Source organism: Gardnerella sp. c17Ua_118 (assembly GCF_055804255.1).
On sequence record NZ_JANUYT010000001.1, the window covers coordinates 155,480 to 182,156 of the forward strand.

The 26,677-nt window shown below is 40.1% G+C and carries 19 protein-coding genes and 1 pseudogene; 14 read left to right on the plus strand and 6 right to left on the minus strand.

What is annotated here, in order from left to right; translation table 11 throughout:
• Nucleotides 1-71 precede the first annotated feature (71 nt).
• Entirely contained in the window at nucleotides 72-776 is a 705-nt protein-coding gene (locus NYP69_RS00735; protein WP_473412838.1) for a lysophospholipid acyltransferase family protein, read from the plus strand.
• 9 nt (nucleotides 777-785) lie between these two features.
• Here NYP69_RS00735 and NYP69_RS00740 read toward each other — a convergent pair whose 3' ends face one another.
• Both NYP69_RS00740 and NYP69_RS00745 read right to left on the minus strand, forming a co-directional pair.
• Complete coding sequence (locus tag NYP69_RS00740; protein ID WP_473412839.1) at nucleotides 786-3,083, minus strand: protein kinase domain-containing protein; 2,298 nt, start codon at nucleotides 3,081-3,083, stop codon at nucleotides 786-788.
• Nucleotides 3,084-3,166: 83 nt separating this feature from the next.
• On the minus strand, nucleotides 3,167-4,270 hold the full coding sequence (locus NYP69_RS00745) for a polyprenyl synthetase family protein (RefSeq protein ID WP_115761618.1): 1,104 nt from the start codon (nucleotides 4,268-4,270) through the stop codon (nucleotides 3,167-3,169).
• Nucleotides 4,271-4,522: 252 nt separating this feature from the next.
• Here NYP69_RS00745 and NYP69_RS00750 point away from each other — a divergent pair, with 252 nt between their 5' ends.
• The 9 genes and pseudogenes from NYP69_RS00750 to NYP69_RS00790 all read left to right on the plus strand — a co-directional run bounded on the left by NYP69_RS00750 (nucleotide 4,523) and on the right by NYP69_RS00790 (nucleotide 16,384).
• Nucleotides 4,523-5,473 carry a hypothetical protein gene (locus tag NYP69_RS00750; RefSeq protein ID WP_473412840.1) on the plus strand — a complete coding sequence of 317 codons (951 nt, stop codon included), beginning with the start codon at nucleotides 4,523-4,525 and terminating at the stop codon, nucleotides 5,471-5,473.
• 136 nt (nucleotides 5,474-5,609) lie between these two features.
• On the plus strand, nucleotides 5,610-6,914 hold the full coding sequence (locus NYP69_RS00755) for an RNA polymerase sigma factor (protein ID WP_115757643.1): 1,305 nt from the start codon (nucleotides 5,610-5,612) through the stop codon (nucleotides 6,912-6,914).
• Between the two features lie 54 nt (nucleotides 6,915-6,968).
• Nucleotides 6,969-9,383, plus strand: a complete 2,415-nt coding sequence (locus NYP69_RS00760) for a DNA gyrase/topoisomerase IV subunit B (protein WP_473410455.1) — start codon at nucleotides 6,969-6,971, stop codon at nucleotides 9,381-9,383.
• Nucleotides 9,384-9,603: 220 nt separating this feature from the next.
• Nucleotides 9,604-11,821: pseudogene (locus tag NYP69_RS00765) on the plus strand (InlB B-repeat-containing protein).
• 196 nt (nucleotides 11,822-12,017) lie between these two features.
• Complete coding sequence (locus NYP69_RS00770; RefSeq protein ID WP_004132102.1) at nucleotides 12,018-12,260, plus strand: DUF3791 domain-containing protein; 243 nt, start codon at nucleotides 12,018-12,020, stop codon at nucleotides 12,258-12,260.
• A gap of 20 nt (nucleotides 12,261-12,280) precedes the next feature.
• The gene (locus NYP69_RS00775) at nucleotides 12,281-12,751 is read left to right on the plus strand and encodes a DUF3990 domain-containing protein (RefSeq protein WP_473412841.1); all 471 of its coding nucleotides are present in this window, start codon (nucleotides 12,281-12,283) and stop codon (nucleotides 12,749-12,751) included.
• A gap of 9 nt (nucleotides 12,752-12,760) precedes the next feature.
• Nucleotides 12,761-12,985, plus strand: a complete 225-nt coding sequence (locus tag NYP69_RS00780; protein ID WP_004132107.1) for a DUF3791 domain-containing protein — start codon at nucleotides 12,761-12,763, stop codon at nucleotides 12,983-12,985.
• 83 nt (nucleotides 12,986-13,068) lie between these two features.
• On the plus strand, nucleotides 13,069-14,253 hold the full coding sequence (locus NYP69_RS00785) for an MFS transporter (protein WP_473410770.1): 1,185 nt from the start codon (nucleotides 13,069-13,071) through the stop codon (nucleotides 14,251-14,253).
• A 196-nt stretch (nucleotides 14,254-14,449) separates the two neighbouring features.
• Entirely contained in the window at nucleotides 14,450-16,384 is a 1,935-nt protein-coding gene (locus NYP69_RS00790) for an InlB B-repeat-containing protein (protein ID WP_473410458.1), read from the plus strand.
• 66 nt (nucleotides 16,385-16,450) lie between these two features.
• On the opposite strand, the gene NYP69_RS00795 is transcribed toward NYP69_RS00790, so the two are convergent.
• Nucleotides 16,451-19,135: a DNA gyrase/topoisomerase IV subunit A gene (locus NYP69_RS00795; RefSeq protein ID WP_473410459.1), complete on the minus strand. Its 2,685-nt coding sequence runs from the start codon at nucleotides 19,133-19,135 to the stop codon at nucleotides 16,451-16,453.
• 217 nt (nucleotides 19,136-19,352) lie between these two features.
• On the opposite strand from NYP69_RS00795, the gene NYP69_RS00800 reads away from it, so the two are divergent.
• The gene (locus tag NYP69_RS00800) at nucleotides 19,353-20,570 is read left to right on the plus strand and encodes an alkaline phosphatase family protein (protein ID WP_473410460.1); all 1,218 of its coding nucleotides are present in this window, start codon (nucleotides 19,353-19,355) and stop codon (nucleotides 20,568-20,570) included.
• Nucleotides 20,571-20,590: 20 nt separating this feature from the next.
• On the opposite strand, the gene sepH is transcribed toward NYP69_RS00800, so the two are convergent.
• Nucleotides 20,591-21,904, minus strand: a complete 1,314-nt coding sequence (sepH, locus tag NYP69_RS00805; protein ID WP_473412842.1) for a septation protein SepH — start codon at nucleotides 21,902-21,904, stop codon at nucleotides 20,591-20,593.
• A gap of 233 nt (nucleotides 21,905-22,137) precedes the next feature.
• Between sepH and NYP69_RS00810 the strand changes: the two genes are divergently transcribed.
• From NYP69_RS00810 to NYP69_RS00820, 3 genes are read left to right on the plus strand one after another with little or no spacing between them, the layout of a single operon-like run.
• Nucleotides 22,138-22,431, plus strand: coding sequence for a DUF4193 domain-containing protein (locus tag NYP69_RS00810; protein WP_004574584.1), 294 nt, complete (start codon nucleotides 22,138-22,140; stop codon nucleotides 22,429-22,431).
• Nucleotides 22,431-22,919 (plus strand): dUTP diphosphatase, encoded by a 489-nt coding sequence (gene dut, locus NYP69_RS00815; RefSeq protein ID WP_004132127.1) that lies wholly within the window; start codon nucleotides 22,431-22,433, stop codon nucleotides 22,917-22,919. Before NYP69_RS00810 ends, dut begins: the two co-directional genes overlap by 1 nt.
• An 11-nt stretch (nucleotides 22,920-22,930) precedes the next feature.
• Nucleotides 22,931-25,270 (plus strand): RelA/SpoT family protein, encoded by a 2,340-nt coding sequence (locus NYP69_RS00820; RefSeq protein ID WP_353938736.1) that lies wholly within the window; start codon nucleotides 22,931-22,933, stop codon nucleotides 25,268-25,270.
• Nucleotides 25,271-25,404: 134 nt separating this feature from the next.
• Here the strand turns inward: NYP69_RS00820 and NYP69_RS00825 are convergent, their stop codons facing one another.
• Both NYP69_RS00825 and NYP69_RS00830 read right to left on the minus strand, forming a co-directional pair.
• Entirely contained in the window at nucleotides 25,405-25,944 is a 540-nt protein-coding gene (locus NYP69_RS00825) for a peptidylprolyl isomerase (protein WP_004132129.1), read from the minus strand.
• Between the two features lie 52 nt (nucleotides 25,945-25,996).
• Nucleotides 25,997-26,677 (minus strand): methionine ABC transporter permease, encoded by a 681-nt coding sequence (locus tag NYP69_RS00830; protein WP_016805765.1) that lies wholly within the window; start codon nucleotides 26,675-26,677, stop codon nucleotides 25,997-25,999.

Here is a 26,677-nt window from a genome sequence, read left to right on the forward strand (position 1 = left end):
AATTATACTGTAGCAAGTCTGCTTGATAGTTTGAATGCTATTTTGTGAATCTTGCTAGAATGGGGATTAGCATGTTGTATTGGTTCTTTGTAAAGGGGTTTGGATTCATTGCTCGCTTAAGGATTCACCCTACTGCTCAAGGAGTCAATAATATTCCTAAAACAGGTGGAGCGATTATTGCAGCAAATCATCTTGCTGTTATTGACGACGCGCTTTTACCTCTTACATGCCCTCGAATGATTCATTTTATGGGAAAAGCTGAGTATTTTGAAGGCAAAGGATTAAAGGGGCGATTCAAAAAGTGGTGGTTTACATCTGTTGGCGTGTTTCCAGTGGATCGTTCTGGCGGATCAAAATCGCTTGGCGCGTTGAATCACGCTAAAGAAATCCTAGAAAAAGGTCAGCTTTTTGGTATTCACATTGAAGGAACAAGAAGCCCAGATGGAAAGCTATATAAGGGTCATTCAGGCGCTGCAAGATTAGCTCTAGAAACAGGATGTCCGATTGTTCCAGTTGCGATTGTTGGCACTCGCGAACTTCAAAAACATGGCCAGATTATGCCTGCAAAGGGCAATACTAAGGCGATTTACGGAAAGCCAATCGAAGTTAGCAAGATGAGTCCAGAAGAAATTACGCACGATATTCTTCGAGATCTTACTAATAAAGTAACAAAAGCAATCCAACAAATGAGCGGTCAAGAGTACGTTGACGAATATGCGCAAACTGTTAAAAAGCGCATGATAGAAGAGTCGCAAGCAAAAACAGATAATCGTTAAGTTAAATAGTTAAATAATCGTTAACGTTACTGTTGTTGGATTTCCGCTTTCGTCTAGAACTCTAACTTGAGACCCTGGAGCCGCGGATTGGAATCTAACAGTGTGCATAAGATCGCCCAAAGGCGCAGAAATATTAACTTTTAATCCAAGCGATTCAAGTATTCTTCTAGCTTCATTAGCGTTCTTATTGCGCACATCTGGCATTGTTATAGTCTTCGGTCCCTTAGAAACAACAACATCGAGTTTATCTCCCCAATGCATTTGCGTTCCCTTTTGCACAGACGCGCTAATAATCTTGCCTTTTCCTACTTTGTCATTAAACTCTTCGCTGTAGTTTGGAACTAATTTTGCTTCGTTAAATGCCTTATCTGCTTCTTCTTTTGTAAGATTAACAACGTCTGGCATAGAAACAGGCATTGGCCCTTTAGAAAGAATCACAGTAATATTTTTATTGTGATTCATTTGCATTCCAGGAGTTGGCGAAATCTCAACAACGCATCCTTTAGGAATTTCCAAAGAATAAATATCTTCGCTTGATTTATGCGTAATAGAAGTAAATCCTGCCTTTTTTAATGCTTTTATAGGATCTTTTCCAGCATTGGAAGTTGGATCTATAATGTCTTCTGGAATAGTTGACTTGCGTACGCCTTTTGAAACAACAATTTTAACGCGGCCATTATTTCGCTTAGAGATTTTGCTGCCACTAAAATCTGGATTAGTGAAAATAATGTTTCCTTCGGGTATGTTGTCGCTAAAGTCTTTAGAAACCGAATAAGGAATATTAGATATTTTAAGAGTGCGCTCGTAGTCTGCCCACGGAACGTTTGTTATTTTACATGCACTTTGTGATGCGCATTCTTGCGTGTTTGGTTTTGGTAAAGACCAATAGCTTCCAGGGTCTAAATAGTACCAGTACGCGCCAAATGCTACTGCGGCTGCTGCGATTGCTGCGCAACTTGCAGATATAATAATAATGTTTTTGCGCGTTTTTTTGCCATTGTCGTTTGCATTATTAGACTTATTTCTTTTAGCTTTTAATCGTTCACTAATAAATTGCGGTGCGCGCATTGTAACAGTGAGCATATTATTATCGTTAAAGTCTTCTAGAGGATTGCTACTTGTTGAAGACGAATAGTTTGAAGAACCTTCATTAAAATCGGAGTTTTTTGTAGATAATGCTTGAGTTGCGTCAATATCAGCTGTTTTATCTATGTCTGTAGTTTTATCCATATCTACAGTTTTATTTAGCTCTTTTGTGTTAGATATAGTATCATTCGACGAATCAGAATTACCCAAAGTATTGCTATTAAAAGTATTGCTATTAATGCTAGGCGGAAGCGGTATTTGGGATTTTAGATTAGAGTTTTTATCTTCAAGTTTGTTTGTTATTATCGAGCCTTCAAAAGATTGATTTTCTGCGTCTAAATCTACTTCAAACTTATATTGCCACTCTTCTTCGCTTAAGCCAGAGCACACTCTTCTTAAAATATTAAGCGCTTTAGAAGCATCACTTGGTCTTTTTTCCATTTCTCGAGCAGTAATCGAACTAAGAAAATCAGCAACCGAAGAATTGATATCTTTGCAAACAGTTTTTATAGAAGGGGTGTCTTCGTGAACATGCTTAAAAACAAGAGTTACTGAATTATCCGCGTTAAAAGGAACTCTGCCAGCTAACATCTCCCAAGCCATCATTCCTGCGGAATATAAATCTCCTTGAGGAGTTGCAAGATTCTTCTCAATCATTTCTGGAGCAAGGTATGCAGCCGTTCCAAGAAGAAGACCCGTAGAAGAAAGAGTTGCTTGAGAAATTGCACGCGCAAGTCCAAAATCGGTGATTTGCACGTTTCCGCGGTCGTTAATCAAAATATTTTCTGGCTTAATATCTCTGTGTACAACGCCAGCAAGGTGTGCGGATGCAAGACCATCTAAAGTCTGGGCCAGCACGCGCAAAGTATCTTTTACACTAAAAGTGCCGTATTTGTTCATCTCGTATCTAAGATTTACGCCATGAACATATTCCATAACTAAGTAGTCAAGTCCTTCAAATTCGCCAGTATCGTAAACTTGAACAATATGCGGATTTGCGATTGATGCTGCAGAAGTTGCTTCTCGGCGGAACCTTGCAATAAATTGTTCTCGGTGAAGACCTTGAGCAAGCTGAGTATGCATGATTTTAAGCGCAACAGGGCGATTAAGACGCTCATCTTGCGCTTTATAAACAGTAGCCATGCCACCTTCCGCTATCTTTTTAACTATGCGATAGCGATTTTCAATACACATTCCCAGTTGCGCTTGAACTTCACTCATATAGTAAATCCCTTATACGCGTATTAAAACACACTATTTAAAAGTGTACAGGTAATACAGTAAAGAATAGTCGCAATTTGCGCTTATTGCCATTCTTTAGGAATAAACATGCTAGAAATATTGTGCAAAATGACTTTACTATGATTGCTTAGCGAACTAGCGTCTATTTTTTCTTGCGATTCAACCCAAAGATTGTGAATGCGCTTTTTAGACTTACTTATAGCGCCACTTTTACTATAAATATCAATGATTCTTTTAACGTCATCTTCGTTTCGGCTTTTAGAAGTGTATGCGTCTATAAGGAAGAGCTTATCTTCGGGAGTGCAAAGTTCTAATACGTCTGCTAGAAGAACAGCGCGTTTTCCTTCCCGAATATCTCCTCCGATTGGCTTACCTGTGTGAGCAGAATCCGAAACAATATCTAAAAGATCGTCTGCAAGTTGGAATGCGATTCCTAAAGGATCTCCAATTTGATTTGCTAAATTGATTGCGTAGTCTTTTTGCATTCCAGCAGCCAAAAATCCTAGAGCAAGAGGTGCAATAGTTGTGTAACTTGCAGTTTTCCACCTAAAAACGTTTATAGAAGATTCTGCAAGTTTTTGTGGATTATCTAGGCTCATCATTTCGATTGAAAGGTCTAGAATTTGGCCAATTCCAACGTTTTTTTGCATGTTTGTAAACTCGCATAAAACCTCATTAGGATTTTGCAAGTTTTTGCACGCTTTTCTGGTTATGTCGAAGCTTTGAGACGCTAGAATATCTCCGAGCATTAATCCAAGACCAGTTCCAATATGACTATTGTTTGTGGCTTTAGATAGCGCACAATATGCGCTTGGTTTTCCTCGTCTTAAAGCGGATTCGTCGATTATGTCGTCGTGAACAAGAGCTGCTGTTTGAAATACTTCTAGAGCACAAGCAACGTCTAGCATTGCGTTTTTTGAGTTTTTGTAAGAGTCGTCACTTTGCGTAGCTGAGTAGCTCTCTTTTGCTGCATCAAAAGCATATAATGCGAATAAAGCTCTAAGTCGTTTTCCGCCTTCGCTAGACAAAATGGCCTGGGAAACAACGTTTTTAAGTGTTTTATTGCAATTAGAAATAAGATTTTTGCAAGCTAAAGAATCAAATTGACTATAAATTAATTCGCCTATACGCGTATCGATGCATGACTTTTGCGAATCTAAACTCATATCTACGAGTTATTCACATGGCTTAGACATTATAAAAGTGAGTATTTTCTAGGATTTATATATGACTTTTCCAGTATTTTCTAGGATTTATAGCCTTTAACCACATTGCTTAGTTTTTATTGCGCTATCGCTTTTGCGATGCAAAACTCTTATTTGCAAAGTTAAAAGAAACAGCGAAATCAATACAGCAAGTATCGAGTAACAAATATCAAATATCAAATAACGAATAACAAACATAATAATGGAGGAATTATGAAAACATTAAAAAACGAATCTAAAGGTTGCGAAATCAACGAAACGCAATTTTTTGAAGACAAAGATCATGAATATTCAACTTTTAAAGAGATGACGAATGTTTATGCTGCAAGTATGATTTGTAACAACTCCGAAGACTATTTTGCTGTGAGCTATTCTTCTGGAAAAACAATAGAAAAAGTGAATCTTAATCATCTTCCAAAAGAGTGTATAGCAGTTTTAGATATTCCTAAAGATTATGTTAACAATCATCATGATTACAGCGATAATTGGATTGAAAATCTTAGATCTTTAGCTCCAGAATTTTTTGAAAAGTATATTGATTACATAAACAGAGATTTAGATGTTAAATGTAAGAAGGAAGTATTCTCGGCTTTTGATATTTTTGTAAATCAATCAATACGCAACTGGCATAATATGATTTTCAAAAAAGAAGGAAACCTTGTAGGCTACGACCTTATAATGCTGCCGATTGCAATGTTTGACAATATTAACGTTCGAGACACTTTGCTTGTAGATTTATTGGATTCTAAAGGGGAGTACTACAATATTGATTCGTTGCTTACTCTAGCTTTAGAGCCTAGAACAAAAGAAATATCTAAGGATTTAAGATGTTTTCTAGAAGAAAAATTTAACGAAGAGCACGAACTTCCAGATATTTGCAAAGCGCTAGACGTTGTAAATCTACTAAAAGCTATGGCTTGTGTTGTAGATGGAATCCCAGAGTTAAAAGTGCAAGTTTACGCTTTAATGTGCTATATAAGTTGGTGGTTTAGGCTAGGTGATGTTGAAAAATATGTTGAAATGGCGTTAGATATAGATCCTGATTGCTCAATGGTTAGAATAGTAGATAACGCATATAGGAATCATGTAGAGCCAGCGTGGTGTAGAAAATTCGCCACGCCGCAAGAAGAAAGTAATAAGGAATCGTCCTTAGAAGATGATTAACTTCTTAATGAAAAGTTGCCCTTGCCATAACTGTACCTTTATGGTATAGTAGAGTGCCTTTAGGGTATAGCAAAATTAAAATACCCTATTTTGGCGGATTACTTTGTGTTAGCGGGGAATCTACAGGAGGAAAAGTTTGGCGAGCGAAAATAAAGCAAGTGTCGATTCCAAGACGAGCAAAGAAGAACAACAAGACTTTAAGATTGATGAAAACGTTGACGCTCAAGATGTTGACGTTAATGTTGATGCGCCAATGGATCCAGACGAAGATCGCATGGATTTAGAAGATTTTGATGAAATTCACGATGATCTTGATGTAGACGACGTAGACGACTTGGATGATGATGACGACATTAATGATCTAGACGATATTTCTGAAGACGAAGATAGCGAAGACAGCGAAGAAAATAAGCCAGAAGCTCCGCAAGTTCCTCAAGCAAAAGGCGCTTTTATTGTTCGCGATGACGATGACGACGATAATCTTACGCCTTCTGGAAACCCAAAGCGGCGCGTAATCGCTACTGGCGCTACGGCAGATCCTGTTAAAGATTACTTGAAGCAGATTGGTCGCGTGAGTCTTCTTAATGCCGAACAAGAGGTTGATTTGTCGGAGCGAATCGAAGCTGGCTTATATGCTCAGCATTTGCTCGATACGCAAATCGATCAAATGGAGTTTAAGCGTAAGCGCGAGCTTAAGTGGGCTGCAGCAGATGGTAAGAAAGCTAAAGATCATCTTCTAGAAGCAAACTTGCGACTTGTTGTTTCTCTTGCTAAAAGGTATACGGGCAGGGGCATGCTTTTCCTTGATCTAATTCAGGAAGGTAATCTTGGTTTAATTCGTGCAGTAGAAAAGTTTGATTGGAAGAAGGGCTTTAAGTTCTCAACGTATGCAACTTGGTGGATTCGCCAGGCTATTACGCGTGCTATGGCAGATCAGGCTCGTACAATTCGAGTTCCAGTGCATATGGTGGAAGTTATTAATAAGCTTTCTAGAGTTCAGCGCCAAATGCTTCAAGACTTGGGTCGCGAGCCTACGCCAGATGAGCTTGCACGCGAGCTTGATATGCCTGTAGAAAAGGTGCAAGAAGTGCAAAAATATGGCCGTGAGCCTATTTCTTTGCACACTCCTTTGGGCGAAGATGGCGATTCTGAGTTTGGTGATTTGATTGAAGATACCGATGCAATTGCACCTTCGGATGCAGTAGCATTCTCGCTTCTTCAAGAGCAGTTTAGGCAAGTTTTGGAAACTCTGGCTCCTAGAGAAGCTGGTGTTATTAAAATGCGCTACGGCTTGGAAGATGGCCAGCCTAAGACTTTGGACGATATTGGTCGCGTGTATGGCGTTACTCGCGAACGCATTCGTCAAATCGAGTCTAAAACAATGTCTAAGTTGCGTCATCCTTCTAGGTCGCAAACCTTGCGCGACTTCTTAGATCAGTGATTTGTTATTAGATACGCTCTAGTAGCTTTAATTGTTGTTGTATAAGGAGTAAAAGTGGCTTCTCTTAAAGAGCAAGAGCAATATGATGCCGACAGTTTGACTGTGCTAGAAGGCTTGGATGCTGTACGAAAGCGCCCAGGCATGTATATTGGCACTACAGACAGTCAAGGCTTAATGCATTGCCTTTGGGAGATTATTGATAATGCGGTTGATGAGGCTTTAGCTGGTGCTTGCAATCATATTATTGTTACTCTTCACAACGATGGTTCTATTGAAGTTGCGGATAATGGTCGCGGTATTCCAGTAGACGTGGAGCCAAAAACAAAGCTTACTGGCGTTGAAGTTGTTCTAACTAAGCTTCACGCTGGAGCAAAGTTTGGTAACGCTTCGTACAATGCTGCAGGCGGATTGCATGGTGTTGGCTCTTCTGTTGTAAATGCGTTGAGCTTGCGATTAGACGTAGAAGTAGATAGAGACGGAAAAACGCATCATATGGCTTTCCATCAGGGGCATCCTGGTGTGTATAGCGATGCAGATCCAGCAAATCCGTCTCCTGCTTCTCCTTTTAAGCGCACGCGCAAGAACAAGCCTACTGAGCTTGAGATTATTGGTACGGTTTCGCCAAAAACTACTGGTACTCGAGTTCGTTATTGGGCGGATCCTGAGATTTTTAATTCAACAGCTCGCTTTAGTTACGAACAGTTGATTGACAGAGTTCGTCAAACCAGTTTTTTGGTTCCAGGATTGCGCATTACTGTTATTGATGAGCATGTTCCAGAAGGCGAATTTAGCGATATTCAAGAGATTGATGTTAGCGCTAGTGATGATGCGAATGCTAATACTAGTGATTTAACAGATGATTTGGCTTTTAAGGATGAATCGCAAGCAACCGTAGATAATGAATCTAATGAGCTAAATCAATCTGAATATGAATCAGAAGAATCTGAATCTGATGGCGAATCGGAAGTTGAATCCGATGGCGAAATTGATAGCGAATCCGAAGAATCCGAAGAATCAGAAGAATCCACCGAACAATCTGTTGCAAATAGTGAGTCTGCTAGAGAATTGCAAAATAATCATCATCCTAGAGTTGTTGAATTTTTGCATAATGGCGGAGTAAAAGATTTCGTTGACTTTCTTTCAAAAGGTCAAGCAATCTCCGATATTTGGCGTATTTCTGGCGAAGATACGTATGTAGAAGAAACGCAAGCTGTTGATTCTGCTGGAGATTTGCATGCTCAACAAGTGACGCGTAAGTGCGGTGTTGACATTGCAATGCGATGGGTAAACGGCTACGATTCAACGATTGTTAGCTTTGTGAACGTTGTTGAAACTCCTGGCGGAGGCATGCACGTAGACGGATTCTTGCAAGGATTGACTAAGCAAATCCGCAAGGCTGTTGAAGACAATGCTAGAAAACTTAAAGTCAATCTTAAAGATTCAAACACTAAGATTGAGCGAGACGATATTCTAGCTGGAATGGTTGCTGTTGTAACAGTTCGCATAGCAGAGCCTCAATTCCAGGGTCAAACTAAAGATGTTCTTGGAACTGCTCAAGTTAAGCCAATCGTTACAAAAATGACGGATGCTCAATTCGGCGAGATGATTAGTGGGTCTAAGCGAGGATTCAAAGAGCAGTCTGCTAGAGTTTTAGAGAAAATTGTTTCCGAGATGCATGCGCGTATTCAAGCGCGTAAAACTAAGGAAGTTACTCGCAGAAAGAATGCGCTTGAGTCTGCTTCTATGCCGCCGAAGCTTTCTGATTGCCAGCCTGGAAACGACGATGTTGCAGAACTTTTCATCGTTGAGGGCGATTCTGCGCTTGGTACTGCAAAAGCTGCTAGAAACTCTGCTTTCCAAGCGCTTTTGCCAATACGCGGTAAGATTTTGAACGTTCAAAAAGCAAGTCTTGCTCAAATGCTCTCTAACAAAGAGTGTGCTGCAATTATTCAGGTTGTTGGAGCAGGGTCGGGCGCAAGTTTTGATATTTCGCAAGCGCGTTATAACAAGATTGTTATGATGACAGATGCTGATGTTGATGGTGCGCACATTCGTATTTTGTTGCTAACGCTGTTCTATCGTTATATGCGTCCGCTTATTGAGCACGGGCACGTTTATGCTGCAGTGCCTCCGCTTCACAGGATTGCGCTCGCTGGAAAGCGCAAAGGCGAGTATATTTACACGTATTCCGATGACGAATTGGCTGGAAAGCTTGATGACTTGCAAGCTAAGGGCATTGATTTTAACAGCGATATTCAGCGCTACAAGGGCTTGGGTGAGATGGATGCGGATCAGCTTGCAGACACCACTATGGACCCTAGAACTCGCATGTTAAGAAGGATTCGTATGGAAGATGCTCAGCAGGCGAGCGAAGTATTCGATTTGCTGATGGGCGATGATGTTCCTCCGCGCAAGCAGTTTATTGTTGATAACGCAGACGACTTTGATCGTTCCAAAATCGATACCTGATTTTGTTTTACTTGCGCGTTAAGTTACTTAATATTTGTAATTTTCTTCGCATTGCATGATGTGTATGACAAATTTTGAATTGTAATTACATTATGACATTTAGTTAAGTTATAATGATTTTATGATATAATTGCGAATGCAGGTTTGCTTCAATAGTGGAAGTGAGTCTGGGATTTTGCATTTACTGATTTTCTTAAAATTTGTTTTATAAGAGGGAAAAATGAACAAGAAAACTGTGATTTTATTATCGACTACGATGATGAGTATTGCTACTGCGGCTTGCGCTTTTTGCATGGCGCAGACCGCGAATGCTGCTGATACTTACGTGGATTCTGGCACTTCCACTGCAAAAGTTACTACCCCCCCCCCCAATTGAAAATACTTCTTCTCAAGAAACCAATTCTTCTGAGACAAATGGCATAAAGTCTTCTGATCCTTCTGATTCTTCTGATAAAGATAATATAAAACCTGAAACGAATTCGAAACCAAATTCTAATACAAAAACTGAATCCAAGCTTGAAACTAAGAGTAGCGTAAAGTCTGATGCAAAGTCTGATGTCAAGCTTGATACAAAGACTAATGTAAACACTGTCGTTAAGACTACCGCTAAATCTAATGTAGATTCTGTTGAAAATACTGATACAAAAGCTGAATCAAACATTGATTCAAAGTCTAAAGTTAATGAAAACTCAGTTTCTCCAACAATTTTTAATCAAGCGCTTTTTGCTAGTAGTAAGCCAGCTCCTAATCAAAAAAAGCAAGAAAAAACCGAGCTTAAAGTAAGCCTTTGCTGGGAAACCATGAACAGCGATAATAACAAAGCATTTATTAAGAGCGATAGTGATTTTGGTCAATTGAATTTTGAGAATTGGGACTTTGGTTCCACGCTAGATTCTTCTAGGAAAGACGTAAAGGATGCGTTTGCTAAAATTGAATTTCAGATAAAAGATACAACTGATAACAAGGTAGTAGCAACAACTACTGGCACTTATGATCCTGATACTGCTACTAGTGCAACCAAAAGCTTGGGCAGCTATGATTCAAGCCATACGTACGAAGTGTCAGTGGTAAACAGCACAGTTCCAAGCCCGTATTATGTGACGTATAACAATGTTTCAGTCAATGAGGGAAACGAATTTGAAGGCGATATATACCACTTTACGTGGAATCCGTCTAAAGGGTCTAATAAAACGTATCAAAACAAATATTTCCGCCTGAATGTTTTGGAAGTTGTTTATGCCAAAGATGAATCGGTGGCAGACAAGTGCTTCTCGTACACGCAGCCTCAAAATACTGACGGAAGCTATCGCTCTGATGGTAACTGGAAGTTTACTTACACCACGGACAATATATTTGAACGTCTTCGTGTAAAAGATAATGTTATTCAGTTCCCGACAACTAATCCTACAAAAGCAGGTTACAAGTTTGTTGGTTGGCAGTTCTATGTTGCTAAAAAGAAAAACGGCAAACCGTATACGTCGTATGACCGTATGTTTGATGACGATAAAAAGATAATAGATAACACAACTGTTGACTATGTACCATTTAACGAACAAACTACTACCTACCCATATTTATTTGCTGTGATTAGAGATAGCAAGGGTGTAAATACGTTTGGAAGTAAACTAGGTACACAATATTGCACTACAAACCACACATTCGTTGTGTTCCCAAAGTGGATAAAAGAAGCTGATCATACAGTTACTTTTATGAATGAGGGCAGTGAGTATGCGAAAGTAAAAGTGCAAGAAGGTAAATCTATTAATAGCGATGAGTGGACTGATCAGTCTATGCCTGCTGATCCTTCTAAAACGGGTTATACATTTAGAGGTTGGAGCACGGACGAAACTGGTAAAGATAAAACCAAGGAATTTAGTGCTGCCACACCAGTAACAGGCGATATGACAGTTTATGCTATTTATGATTTGAATGCGACTGTTATGAATGTTGCTCCAACGCTTACTTTGCAAGATAAAACGATTACTGAAGGCGATTCGATTGATTTGAATAGTCTTATAGTGTCTGCTAAAGATCCGGAAGATGGTGATATAACCAGTAATGTAAAGCTAACCGATAACGGTGGTTTTGATAATACTAAAGTTGGCTCCTATAAGATTACGTTTAGTGTAACAGATAATGGTGGCGCTACTGCAACAGCATCTGCCACAGTAACTGTTACTAAGAAGCCAACGCCACCGACACCACCAGAGCCAGAGCCAACACCGGTTCCTGTTCCTGAGCCTGAGCAGGAACTTGAGCCAGCGCCAGCTCTTGATCAGCCTGAGCAGTCGGAACAGCAAAAGCAGCCTGAAGCTAAGCATGCTGCCAAGCATTTGCCTGATACTGGTGTTGGTGTTGCACCATTGTTTGAGTCTTTGTTTGAGTTTTTGTTTGCTGGTTTTGGTTTGTCTATGTTCAAGTCTCGCCGCAAGCATTAAATGCGAAACTCGAATATAATCGCGTATAAGAATTAAGAATATTGGAATAAGGCTTCTGATTAATGTTTTATAGCATCAAGTTAGAAGCCTTATTGCATGTGTAATTTTTGATGTAAACTGTATTAAAAGCTTGTTTTAAGAATTATTACTTTGTAGTCAGTGTTCTATTGTACTTTATCTTAAAAAGGAGGGTTTTATGGTTGGTAATAAGCAGGAAGTCTTTGACAAGGATAAGCTTGATTTTGCAATATTTTGTATTGAAAATGTTGCTAAGAAGCTTAATCAAAACCCTCGCGATACGTATGATGCTTTGACTAAGAAGAGTAATATTCTTATGTCTTATATTATTCCATCTTATGACGTTTTGCACACTCAAGGCAAAGAGTATATTACAAACGATATTATTTCCTTCATGCGCGAAAAAGGTGTAAAAGTATGATTGTTTATCACGGTTCTTTTATGCCTGTTGAATTTCCAGATGTATTGCATTCGCGTAAAGATGTTGATTTTGGCGCAGGATTCTACGTTACATCAATACGTAGCCAGGCTGATAATTGGGCGAAGAAATTTATTCGCAAAGGCAATGATGCGTTTGTTTCTTCTTATAATTTTGACGATGATGTGCTTAGTGAATTATCTGTTCTTAAGTTTGATTCATATTCTGAAGAATGGCTTAATTTCATACTTAGTGCTCGTACTGGAAATGATACAAGTAGTTTTGAAGTGGTAATTGGCGGTGTGGCAAACGATAAGGTTTATAACACACTTGAATTGTTGTTTGATGATTTAATTACTAAGTCTGAAGCTTTAGGCAGACTAAAATATGAAAAGACTAATAATCAAATATGTTTTAGAAGTCAGAAAGCTATTGATTTGTGTCTTACATACATAAAAAGCGAGTGTGTAAATAGTAAGTTTTTAGGGGAGTGATGGATTTTGATGGCGAATCCTATTTTGTTGCAAAAGAAGTATGCTAGGGTTGTAAGTCTTCTGGCTGAGCGTGCTGGGTTGAGTTATGAGCAGGCGCTTGACGTGTTTTACCATTCTGTTACTTACGATTTGATGCGTAATGGTATTTCGGATATGCATTGTATGAGCGACGGATATTTGGTTCAAGATTTGCTTGATGAGATGCACGAATCTAGTGAGAAAAACAATTTGTAAATGTTATAGTGCTGGCGTTTTTTAATCCTACCTAAATCCTAATACAAAAACTTATAACTCGTTTGATGAATTGATATGTGAATATGATTAACCTTCTTCTTGCAATTATCTATTTAGCATTTATTAGCTTGGGTTTGCCAGATGCTCTTTTAGGATCTGCTTGGCCGACTATGAGCCACGATATTGGCGCGCAAATTTCTTGGGCTGGCGGAATATCAATGGTTATTTCTGCAGGAACTATTGTGTCTGCTCTATTGAGTGACAGAATAACTAAGCGATTTGGCGTAGGAAAAGTTACTTCTGTATCTGTTGCTTTAACTGCGTTGTCATTATTGGGTTTTTCTTTTGCGCCGAATTACCTTGTGCTTATTTTTCTGGCAATTCCGTACGGACTTGGTGCTGGAGGAGTAGACGCTGCTCTTAACAACTATGTTGCTTTGCACTACGAAAGCCGTCATATGAGCTGGCTTCACTGCATGTGGGGTATTGGAGCTTCAGCTGGGCCTTACGTTATGGGTTTTGCGCTTTCTTGCGGATTTGGATGGTCTGCAGGGTATCAATATATTGCTATTGTTCAAGTTATATTAACTGTAATATTGTTTGCAAGTTTGCCATTGTGGAATAATCGTAAATCGCATAAATTACTAAAACCTATTCAGATATCTAAAGAATATTCTAAAACGCTATCTTTTGCAGAAGTTTTGCGCATTCCTGGAGCTAAAAATATTTTTATAATGTTTTTCTGCTACTGCGCTATTGAACAAACTGCAGGATTATGGGCTAGTAGTTACATGGTTTTGCACGGGGGAGTTAGCCGCGTTGTTGCAGCGGGTTGGGCAAGTTTATTTTATGTTGGTATTACAGCAGGACGATTTATAAGCGGATTTTTGACAATGCGTTTTAATGATGAAACCATGATTCGTCTTGGGCAACTAGTGATGATTTTAGGCGTTATTGTATTGTTATTGCCATTGCCAAATCATATAGCATTGGTTGCAGGATTTGTGATTATTGGTTTAGGTTGTGCGCCTATTTATCCATGCATTATTCATTCCACACCGCATTATTTTGGAGCTGATAAATCGCAAGCGATTGTTGGCGTGCAAATGGCTAGCGCATATATTGGATCAATGCTAATGCCTGCAATCTTTGGGTTTATTGGTCAAAACGTGTCTATGTCTTTGCTGCCAGCATATTTGATTATTTTGCTATCTGCAATGGCGTTTATGCATATGAAATTGATTCGGACTTGCAAAAGTTTAGTATGAAAATATTTTTGTGTGATTGTTTGCTGGTTTTGGTTTAAGATTTATTAAGATTATTGTGAGTTTGGTTACATTTGATTGCTATTGAAAGTGTAAGTTGTAGAATATGTGAAGATTCAAACTAATACTGTTAAGCTATGTATTATATTTGTTTTAATCGCTAATAATTTTAGAAGAGTTGGTTTTGCAAGAGGAAAAAATGAGTAAGAGAACTAATATAATTTTGACTAGCGCTATGATGGGTATTGCTACTGCTGCGTGTGCTTTTTGCGTAGCGCAAAGTGCTAATGCTGTTGAAACTTCAACTGCTTCTGGTGTTAATACGTCTGTAAATTCTTCTGCCGTAGATTCTAAAACATCCAATGGGGTGAGGGGAGCTTTAGATAGCACTTCCGTAAAACCTTCTGAAAGTATTAACTCTTCAAATTCTAACGAAACTGAAAAAACTAACGAAACTACAAAATCTGCTAAATCTGCTAAAACTTCTGAATCTGTAACTGATACTGAAAATTTTGAAACTAATAAGATTACGCAAACTCTTATAGATGTAAGCAATACTAATCTTCCAACAAATAATCATGAAGATAGAAGCGTAACTGCATCTGAAGAATCCAGAGCAGCATCAACTGATTCAACTGCTGCAAATGATGAATCTTTAACTTGGACGAAGGACGACTTTAATATTTCTGCCGATGGTAAAACTGTTGGTGGCAGGAAAGATGTTTATCATCCTGAAACGAATGAAACAGTAAATGAATATGTGGATGGACTTAGCGCCAAAGGCAAGGAAAAGCTTAAGAAAAATCATCACATAGTTATTCCTGAAGGTATTGAAGTTATTCATGAATGTGCTTTTACTGGAAGTGCAAAGCAGGTTGGGAATAAGCATGAACACATTGATGGCGAAACTTATATTGAGGGTGTAACTCTTCCGCAGTCTCTTAAGATTATAGAATATGGCGCTTTCGGTTGGAATAAAATTAAGGGAACTGTTGTTATTCCAAAAAATGTTATTTCAGTAAGCAATGCAGCCTTTGTTGCTAATGAAATTGAAAAAGTTGTGTTTGAAGGTGTAATTGATGGAACTGGCAAAGAGCATGATACGGATGCTGACCCGTATTATCTTGCTGGAGTTGGTAGTGTTGCTTTCCAAGGTAATAAAATTTCTGAAATTGTTGTAAAAGGTAATTTAGGACAATATAAGTTTCGCTCAGGGGAAAATGATTCACCGTTTGACAATCAAAATCCTGGACCTTTTACTATTGAGGTAGGAGAGGAATATAAGCGCCCTATTACAATTACTCAAGAAAGCTCTGGTCATACAATCAGTGTTATGGAGGGTTTTGAGGAGAATGGGAATCCCGTAACGATTGACCGCTCGCCATATTTTAAGAAAAACTCTGATGGCAAATATGTAGCAGTGAAGACTGGCACCCTTGAAGGTCAGTGTATATTTTATGATTTTGTTAATAATATGCCTAGGATGATTGGTAGATCGCACTTTACCTACAACATTATTCCTAAGGCTAAGATCTACACTGTTACTTTTGTAAATGGCAATAATTCTAATTATGCTTCTGTGCAAGTTAAGGAAGGCAAAAGCATAAGTGAAAACAGTGTTGCAGGTCAGATGATGCCATCGGCACCATCTAAAGAAGGTTATACTTTTGTAGAGTGGAATGCCGACTCTACAGGTAAGGATAAAAGCAAAATATTTACTGATCAAACTCCAGTAAAAAGTGATATGACGGTTTATGCTATTTATACACCTAAGCCAGCTCCTGCTCCGATTCCAACGCCTGTGCCAAAGCCAACGCCAACGCCAGATACGACGCCAGATACAGATGAAGAGCAAACTCCAGCTCCAGATTCTACGCCTATTACAGATTTTGTTCCTTCGCATGTGCAAGAATATACAAAGAATCAAGATTATTCGTTTGATGTAAAGAAACAAGATGAAGCGCCATTGAAAATGCAGATTCAAGCTAATTCTGCTAAGCATTTGCCTGAAACTGGCTCTTCAGTGACTATGGCCATGAATTCTTTGTTTGCATCTGTGTTTGCAGGAATTTTCGTACTTGTAGGAGCTAGAAAATCACTTCGTAGCTATTCCAAGCATGCTCGCAAAAACTAGTTACGAAAATTGCAGCTATAGCATACGTTGAAACAATGGCATAAATGGCGTAACTACACAACGTAACTAACCAATATGCGCAATAGGGGAGACTAGTTCGGTTCCCGAAGCATCCCTTCGCATATCTGGCTTAGGTAGCTCTACATTTGCTCCACGTTGTGTAGTCGCGTAAAGCGGATAGTTTCCAACGTATGCATGCAAAAGTGTATTTTGCCCCTTAAGGAATCGCTGCGATCGCACGCCTCCCGTGCCTCTGCCCTTTGTAGGGTACATTTCTAACGGTGTAATCTTTGCTGCTCCGTTTTCTGTTCCAGCAAGCGCGTCGCTGTCTCCAGCAAGAGTGAAAACTACGCTTCCAGAAGCAGAAAATAGTCCGTTTTGCCCTTCTTCGTAGTTCCATTCAACGTCATTTTTAGCAACTACAGCAAAAGCAGAAACAACGCATCCTTCGTTAAGCCTAATTCCTGCCATTCCAGCAGAGCTTCGTCCTTGTGCGCGCACTTGCTTTGCGTCGAAAGTAAGTAGGGAAGAGTCGCTGCTTATAAACACAATCCTGTCTTCGTCTTTTGCAAGTGCTGCTCCGATTACTGAATCATTATCTTTTAAGTCAATAATGCTCCAAGAATCCATTGTTGTTGGCGATTCAAAATTCCATCGTTTTACAACGCCATTATTTGTTCCGATTGCAAGAGGAGTTTTAGAAGATGTAGGAGTTTTAGAATCATCGCTTAGTGCAATAGCAGCTACGACTTTTTCTCCTCTAATCGGGTCTGTGCTTTGAGTAGAAGTTAGCAATTCGTTTGCGTTAACGCCATTAGAAATCGATTCTAAAACGTCTTCGTTACCTTGATTTAAGTGTGGTAAATCTGCAACATGCGCTATTACTAATCGCCCTGCGGATGTTATTAAAGCGTAGTTTGCGCGCGTTGTTGTTTCAAACACGCTTAAGCATGGAGTATCAAAAACATTTGAAGAATGTGATTGCCATCTATTAAACGTTTCAACGCTTGTTCTTGCTATAAGTCCAGACGTGCTCAAAGCTACAGCGCACGGATCGTCGCTTAATTGCAAAGCTATTGCAGAAGCATCACTGCTCCCAGACTTTTTGGCGGCCAGAGCGGCTGCTGCAACGTCTGCTTGAGTGCTTGTAATCTTATTCGCTGCAATAACTGCATCCATTGCTAAATCATTGTTTGCAACTTTAGTGTTTTTAGTGCAAACAGGCGTAAAACTGCCGTCTTCTTGCTCGTCTAAAAGAATCGTTCTGCGAGGAGTATCCCACTGTTTTACAGCGTAATCCATCTCTGCAATCACAACTTTGTCTAACTGATTTGCAGAGCTCAGAATCTCGTTAAGCTCATCTATTTTTTGCAATAAGTCGTTTTTTTCGCCTTCTAGCTCGATTCGACTCATTTTTGTAAGTCTTCTAAGCCTTAAGTCAAGAATGTATTGCGCTTGAATCTCGTCTAAATCAAATACGCTAATAAGCTTTGATTTAGCGGTTTCTGCATCTTCGGAAGACCTAATTACTTGAATTACTTCGTCAATGTCTAGCATTGCAAGAAGCAAGCCTTCTACAAGATGCAATCTTTCTTTGGCTTTGTTTAGTCTAAATTCGCTGCGCCTTCTAATAACGGTTCTTCTGTGCGAAATCCACACGTCTAGAAGCTCTCGAAGTCCCATTGTGTGAGGTCTTCCATCAACTAGTGCAACGTTGTTAATTGTAAAGCTTTCTTGCAGCGGAGTGTGCTTAAAAAGTTGCGCAAGAACAGCGTTTGGGTCGAATCCTGTTTTTATTTCGATTACGATTCGCGTTCCATTGTGCCTATCTGTTAAGTCGATTGCTCCAGATATTCCGTCTAGTTTGCGCGCTTTTATACCTTGAGATATGCGTTCGAGCACGCGCTCTGGGCCAACCATAAATGGCAATTCTGTAACAATAATCGCTTTTTTGCGTGCTGTAACGTTTTCAATATGCGTTTTTGATCTAGTTGTAAAAGCGCCTCTTCCAGTTTCGTATGCTTCGCGGATTCCGCTGCGCCCAATAATTATGCCGCCGCCCGGCCAGTCTGGTCCTGGAACTATTTGCATTAAATCGTCTAGAGTTGCATTTGGATGCTTCATAACGTATTTCGCTGCAGCTACAACTTCTCCAAGATTGTGAGTAGCCATGTTTGTAGCCATTCCAACTGCGATTCCAGAAGCTCCGTTTACAAGCAAGTTTGGTATAGCAGCAGGCAAAACCGTTGGCTCTTTTAGCTTATTGTCGTAGTTTGGCGCAAAGTCAACAGTATCTTCGTTTATGTCTGCATTCATTCCAAGCGCTGCTGGAGCTAGTCGTGCTTCTGTGTACCTGGATGCTGCAGGGCCGTCGTCTAAGGAACCAAAGTTTCCATGACCGTCAACCAATGGGAGTATAAGAGAAAACGGCTGAGCCAAGCGCACCATTGCTTCGTAAATCGCGGAATCTCCATGCGGATGCAGCTTTCCCATAACTTCGCCCACAACGCGAGCAGACTTCATATAAGCGTGCTCTGGCGTAAGATTCATGTTTCCCATTTGGTACACGATTCTGCGCTGTACGGGCTTCATTCCGTCTCTTGCGTCTGGCAATGCGCGTGCGTAAATCACAGAGTATGCGTATTCCAGAAAAGATTTGCTCATCTCTTCGTTAAGCGGCGTTTCAACAATATTCTCTTTAACCTTTCTAGGGTCGAAGGCTGCTTTTGTCGACTTGCTGCGTGAAGGCATAATTTTGAACTCCTTGAAGTGACTTACAAGCCTTTATAATATCAATTTATATGCACAAATGTTTATTAAATGCTTATTTTCTTGCCATTTTAGTGGTGATTTTTCTGGTGATTTTAGTTGCGTTTTTCCTTGCGATTTTTCTTGCGATTTGAATCTAACTTTAGCGCTAACTCGAATTTAACTTTATATGTAGTCTTTTTTAACTACAATGTAGCTTATGACTATTGAGATTCCACAATTGGATGACTTGTTGAAGTTTGTTGAAAATAGCAAAATCCGTGACGCATACAATAATCCTAAATCTGCTCTTCATCTATCTTCGATTCTTCCAGCTCTTAGTGCTTCTATAGGATCGCCAATTTGCACACAAATCCATAAAAATCCTGATTCTTTGCGAGATTTGTTTGGGTTTCCTAAAGTAAAAAGTGCTGTTGTTGTGCTTGTGGATGGTCTTGGATATTGGAATCTTGCTATTAGAAAAGGTCATGCTCCATATTTGCGTGCTCTTCTTAACAACAGCGCAAATCAGCGCCCTATAACAACTTGCGTTCCTAGCACTACGGTTGCAGCAATGGCCACTTTTGGCACTGGGACTTGCCCTGGTCTTACTGCAATGACAGGATACACTCAAAAAAATCCTAAAACTGGCGCATTATCTCAATTAATCCAATTTAGGGATGCTCCAAATCCATTAGATTTGCAGCGCCAGCCTACAATATTCGAGTCTCTTTCTAGCTTGGGTGTTAGAGCGAATCATGTAAGTCTTTCAAAATTTGAGGATTCTCCTTTAACTCAAGCAGCTTTTAGAGGAGCTAAATTTATAAGCGGAACAACTGCTAGAGCGAGAATTATGAACGCTGCAAACAGCACTAAAACGCCTGGTTTAACGTATTTGTATCTTAGGGATATTGACAAAATCGGGCATAATTATGGTTGGGAATCCGAGAATTGGGTTTCTATTTTTGAGCAGATAGACGCACAATTAAATCTTTTAAGAAAAAATTGTCAAAAAGGCACTCTAATCGTTATTACGGCAGATCATGGAATGATTGAGTCAAATCCAGATTTGAAAATAGATATTGCAAAAGATAGTCGTCTTACTAAAGGAGTTAAGCTTGTTGGGGGAGAGCCTAGGTCTGTTATGCTTTATGCGCAAGACGGCGAAAATCCAGAAGATATTGCGTTAAGGTGGACTAATGTTTTGCAAGATAAAGCGCGTGTTAGAACTAAAGAGCAAGCTGTTAAAGATGGCGTTTTTGGAGAAGTCAGCTCGCTTGCGATAAGCGTTATTGGAGATGTTCTTGTTCAAGCAAAGTCATCTGTAACAATCGTTGATTCTAGAATCGAAACAGAAAAAGCCATGAACTTGCCGAGTGTTCATGGCTCTATGAGCGCAATGGAAATGGATATTCCGTGCTTAGTTGATATAGCTTAATTTACGCTAAATCATCCTTATCATCCTTCGCCAAAAAGAATCTCATCCCAGCTAGGAACAGCTGCACGGCTGCTCTTTTTGGCTTTAGAATGTTCGTTTGCGCGCGCTTTAGCAGACTTTGGCGTTTGCGCAGACTTTGGCGTTTCTATCGAAACAGTTTTGTCTGCTTGAATGTGATTATCTTCTTGTTTTGCTTTTTCGATACTCGAGTCATTGTTAGAACTAGAGTCGTCACTAAAAAGCGCATCTGAATTGTTGCTAGATTTGCTCAAATCGGAATTGGACGAGTTTGCTATATTCGATGCGATTTGTACGGCATTTATACTGTTAGATACAGCATTTGCATCCACTTGGTTCTCGCTATTTGCAACTAAAGTACTTAGATTATTGTTTTGCTCGTAGCTTTGCAAAGAATCTAAAGGATTTGCGTTATTTTGGTCTAGTGATTTATTCGCATTGTATTGTTCTTGTGCGTTTGCGTTTTGCGCATTTTGGTCTTGCTCATTTTTTGCATTTTGCGCTTGCATTGCAACATTTGCAACATTTGCAAGGTTCTCACTATTCCTCGATTCCCATTGAGAAACAGCGCGCTCTATTCTTGCAGAACGAATTGAGTTTCCTGGAAGATCTTCGTTTGCAAATGGGAAGCTAATGCTTACAGTATCTCTATAAGTTCCGCCAAATTGCGACTTTTTGGAAGAATCATTATTCATAACTTCTTCGCCAAGTAACAATCTTGCAGAAGGATTAGCGCAAGCAACGGAGTTATCGTGCATGTTCCAAGTCCACTCGGCTTTTATTGTGCGAGTAGCAGTGTTGAATTCTGCTGTTATAAGCCATGGCTCAAGTCCGCGTCTTGTAGCGCGCCACTTTACTGTTTCCATTCCAATATGCGCTTTTGCAAGAGTGCGTTCAATCAAATCCGAAAGAGTTCGCATATTGCTTTGCTTAGGTGCTGGAACAGTCAAGAATTGCTCAATAGCATATTGCTTTTCGGTTTCTACTCCGCTTGAGAATCGTCTAACTTGAGATTCGCTTACGTTGTAGCGCTTTGCAACATGTTCTGGTTCTAATCCAGCGCGTATTAAAGCTTGAATTTGAGATATAGGCAGAGTTGCTGTAGTTGCATTTGGCGAATCGTCCGATTTGCCAGTCGAGTTAACTGTATTTTGATTATTCACATCAACATTTGTTAGTTTTTTCGACTCGGCGATTGCGCGCTCCAGCGTGTCGTCAACATGAATTTTTAACGGCGTGTTTTCAAAAATAAAAATTAAATCGCCATTATTATCCACATGATCGAAACTCGCCTCTTTTGGCGGATTTTCAAGCATTGCGCACCACTTTCCTCGCTTTTAACGATACTTATAACATACTTTAGTCCATAGTATGCCTTCTTTGCCATTTTCTATTAATAAAAAAGCGAGTATTCTATGCGGGGTAGCTTTCATGTATGCTATGCGCGTAGGTAGATTTAGACTAATTGCTATAAATAGTGCTAATCGCTATAAATAAAGTAGAAAAGTAGTTTTAAGCAATAAGTAATCTTAAAAACGAAAGGACCATAATGGCACAGGATTATGATTCTCCTCGTAGTAAAGACGAAGACGAGGAGTCGTTGGAAGCATTGAGCAAAGGCTCTCAAAGTTCTGCAAACGATATAGACGATGACGAAAACGCTATTGCAGAAGATTACGAGTTGCCAGGCGCAGATCTTAGCAACGAAGATGCATCTGTCACAGTAATACCAATGCAAGGTGATGAGTTCATTTGCTCCGAATGCTTCCTTGTAAAGCACAGAAGCCAGCTCGCTCAAATGTCTCAAGACGGTCAACCAATTTGCAAGGAGTGCGCAGCTTAATGGCTTACGATGATACCTATACGGGCCCAGAGCAGGTGGAAGTTCTTATTAAATATTTGAACGATGGAACAGATAGCCAGGCTGCAATGGAGCATCTTTCTTACGCCCATGCTGGAGATGCTGGAGCGGATTTGCGAACTACGCAAGACGTTACATTGCGTCCATTTGAGCGTGCTCTAGTGCCGACTGGCGTTGCAATCGCCTTGCCTGCTGGATACGTGGCTTTGGTTCATCCGCGTTCTGGTTTAGCTGTAAAACAGGGTGTTACTGTTCTTAATGCTCCAGGAACGATTGATGCTGGGTATCGTGGAGAGATTAAGGTTCCATTAATCAATATGGATCCAAATAATACTGTGCAATTTAATCGTGGAGATCGCATAGCTCAGCTTGTTATTCAACGTTATGTTGAAGCTAGGTTTGTTGAAGCAAGTCAGCTTCCAGGCTCCGATAGATCCACTAAAGGATTTGGCTCTACTGGCGTGCAATGAGGTGACATTCAATGGGAGAATCTCAAGAAGATATTAAAGGCGCTAATATGCTCGGGTGTGAAATTAGCGAAGATATGCGAGACCCATTGCGTCCTATATTGCAAATGTGCAAGTGGCATCATCCCGATGAAAACATGGATATTTTGCATAAGGCGTATAAAAGAGCCGTAAAGCAGCATACTGGTCAAAGGCGTAAATCGGGAGAGCCGTACATTATTCACCCTCTTGCTGTAGCTCAAATTTTAGCTGATCTTGGAATGGGTCCTATTGTTGTTGCTGCAGGATTATTGCACGACACTGTAGAAGACACAGATTACACGCTAGAAGAGTGCAGAGCAGACTTTGGAGACACGGTTGCTGGCCTTGTAGATGGCGTTACAAAAATATCCAATATGGAGTACGGCGAAAGCGCTCAAGCAGAAACAATCCGCAAAATGGTTGTTGCAATGAGCCGAGATGTGCGAGTGTTAGTAGTAAAACTTGCAGATCGATTACATAATGCGCGTACGTGGAGGTACGTTAAGGCGTCTAGCTCGCATAAAAAAGCTCGAGAAACTCTAGATGTTTACGCTCCTCTTGCAAATCGACTCGGCATGAATGCCATTAAAACGGAGCTTGAAGAGCTAAGCTTTAAGGTTTTATACCCTAAGATTTACAACGAAATCGTAGTGTTAGTTGCTAGAAGAGCTGGCCAGCGAGAAGTCTACTTGCGTCAAATCCTAGAAGAAATCAACGAAGATTTAAATCAGCAGCGAGTAAAAGCTTCTGTTAAGGGGCGACCAAAAGATTACTTCTCAATTTACCAAAAGATGATTGTTCGCGGTCACGATTTTGAAAATATCTACGACCTTGTAGGCGTTAGAATAATCGTTGATTCTATTCGAGACTGTTATGCGGCTCTTGGCGCAGTTCACGCGCGTTGGAGCCCTGTTCCAGGCCGATTTAAGGACTACATTGCTACTCCTAAGCTAAATATGTATCAAAGCTTGCACACTACTGTTGTAGGCCCTGGTGGAAAGCCTGTTGAGATTCAAATTCGCACATGGGATATGCATAGGCGTGCTGAGTTTGGTATTGCTGCACACTGGAAGTACAAAGCGAACGGCCAAGCTGGTCGAGCTTTAAGCAAGCCAGATAAGGGTGATGTTAAGCGCGAGCAAGAAGAGAACAAAGAGCTTAGCGAATTAGATAACTTAAAGTGGATTCAGCAGCTTGCAGATTGGACCAGCGAAACGCCAGATTCCGACGAATTTCTAGGATCCTTAAAGCAAGATCTTGGAGCTTCAGAAGTCTACGTGTTTACTCCAAAGGGGAGTATTGTTGCTCTTCCGCAAGATGCAACGCCAGTTGACTTTGCTTATTCTGTGCATACAGAAGTTGGACACAGAATGATGGGCGCTCGCGTAAATGGAAAGCTTGTTCCGCTAGATACAAAGCTTAACAACGGAGACACTGTAGAAGTTCTTACGTCTAAGTCCGATACTGCTGGCCCTTCTAGAGATTGGCTCAGCTTTGTAAAAAGTCCTAGAGCTAGAAATAAGATTAGGCAATGGTTTAGCAAGGAACGCCGTTCAGAGGCCATTGAAGAGGGTAAAGACGAGCTTACGCGCGCTATGCGTAAACGTAACTTGCCTTTGTCTACTTTGCTCACTCCGCAGGCGTTAATAGGCGTTGCAGAAGAGCTTAATATTACTGCTAACGTAGAAGCTGTTTATGCTGCGATTGGCGAAGGTCAAGTTTCTACGCAAAATGTTATTTCTCGTCTTGTTAAAGATGCGGGAAGTGAAGAAGTAGCAGAAGAAGCGCAAGAAGAGGCGCTTCCGCTTAGAAGGGCAGAGCGTAATCGCAAGTCTAACGGCGTTCTTGGCGTTTCTGTAAAGGGTGTTGGAGACGTTTGGGTTAAGCTTGCGCGCTGTTGCATGCCTGTTCCAGGAGATGACATTGTTGGCTTTATAACAAGAAATCAGGGTGTTTCTGTTCATAGAACGGATTGCCAGAATATGATTGATTTGCAAAAGTCGCAATCGGAGCGTGTTATTCCTGTGCAATGGACTAGTGATAAAGGCTTGTTCCTTGTTAAAGTTCAAGTAGAGGCTTTGGATCGTCAGCATTTGCTTTCGGATGTTACACGAGTTCTTTCGGATCATGGCGTAAATATTCTTTCGGGAACGATTGCTACTGGAGACGATCGCGTTGCTACAAGCCAATTTACGTTCGAAATGGCAGATCCTCAACATTTGAACACTCTTCTTGCTGCAATTCGTAAGATTGATGGCGTTTTTGACGTTTATAGAATTACGGGTGCAAAAGATAGTGCGGAACCGCGACTTAGAAAAATGGAACGCGATTAAGCTGCGACTAAACAGTAACTAAATCGTAGCTAAAGCGCAACTAAACAATAAAACTTCCAGTCAAATAATGCTTTGGCTGGAAGTTTTATTATTGCAATTTTTATACTATTTTTGCTTTATTTTAGCTAATGTTTTTACTTAATAACATCAATGGATACGATTCCAACTGGCTCTAGTGGAGCGTCAGACCTATCTGTTGGAACAGATTCTAGCTTGTCTACAACAGCTTTAGACTCATCATCTACGACTTCTCCAAAAATTGTATGATGGCCATCAAGCCAAGGAGTTGGAACAGTTGTTATAAAGAATTGAGATCCATTAGTGCCATGCAAGCGACCGTCGCGTCCGCGTTGCTTTCCAGCATTTGCCATTGCGAGCAAATATGGCTTATCGAACTTTAGCGATGGGTCAATCTCGTCGTCAAATTCGTAGCCAGGGCCGCCCATTCCGTTTCCAAGAGGGCATCCGCCTTGAATCATAAAGTCTTTAATAATTCTGTGGAAAGTTAAGCCATTGTAGAAAGGCTCATTAGACTTTTCGCCGCTAAAAGGATCTACCCATTCTTTTGCGCCAGTTGCCAAGTCAACGAAATTTTTTACTGTAATAGGCGCTTTATCGTCAAAAAGATTAATCTTTATATCGCCTTCAGACGTATGCATATTAATAAGTGTCATATTGCGATTCTCCCATACATTAAAGACTGTTTATTGTTTATTTTGATTAATATCAGCGCTCGTGATGGTTGATTTTGTTGGATATTAAATCTCCAATGCTTTGCACTAATTGCACAAGAATAATGCACAAAATTACTGCTGCGCTCATAACGTCGTATTGGTAGCGTTGGTAACCGTAGCGAATCGCAATATCTCCAAGTCCGCCTGCGCCAACTGTTCCAGCCATTGCAGAGAATCCAAAAAGCGTAATAAAAGTCAATGCTGCTCCGCGAATTAGCGAAGGTAAGCTTTCAAAAAGCAATACTTTGAATACGATTTGTGTGTTGCTTGCTCCAAAACTTTGAGCAGCTTCTATAAGACTTCCGTCAACTTCTGCCAAAGATTGCTCAACAATTCTCGCTACAAATGGTGCAGCTGTTATAACAAGCGGAACAATTGCTCCTGGAACACCTAAAGATGTTCCAACAATAAGTCTTGTAAGTGGAATTATAGCAACAAGCAAAATTATAAACGGAACAGATCGAACAACGTTTACAATGCTTCCTAAAACAGTGTTAAGCAGCGCGTTTTTGCAAATTCCTTGCTTTGCGCTTGTTATAAGAAGAACTCCTATTGGAAGTCCTATTACGTATGCAAATAGTGTAGATATTGAAGTCATAACAATTGTGTCTTTTGTGCCTTCAATAATTAGTTCTCCATATTCGTCTATAAATTGTGAAATATTTTCTGGCAT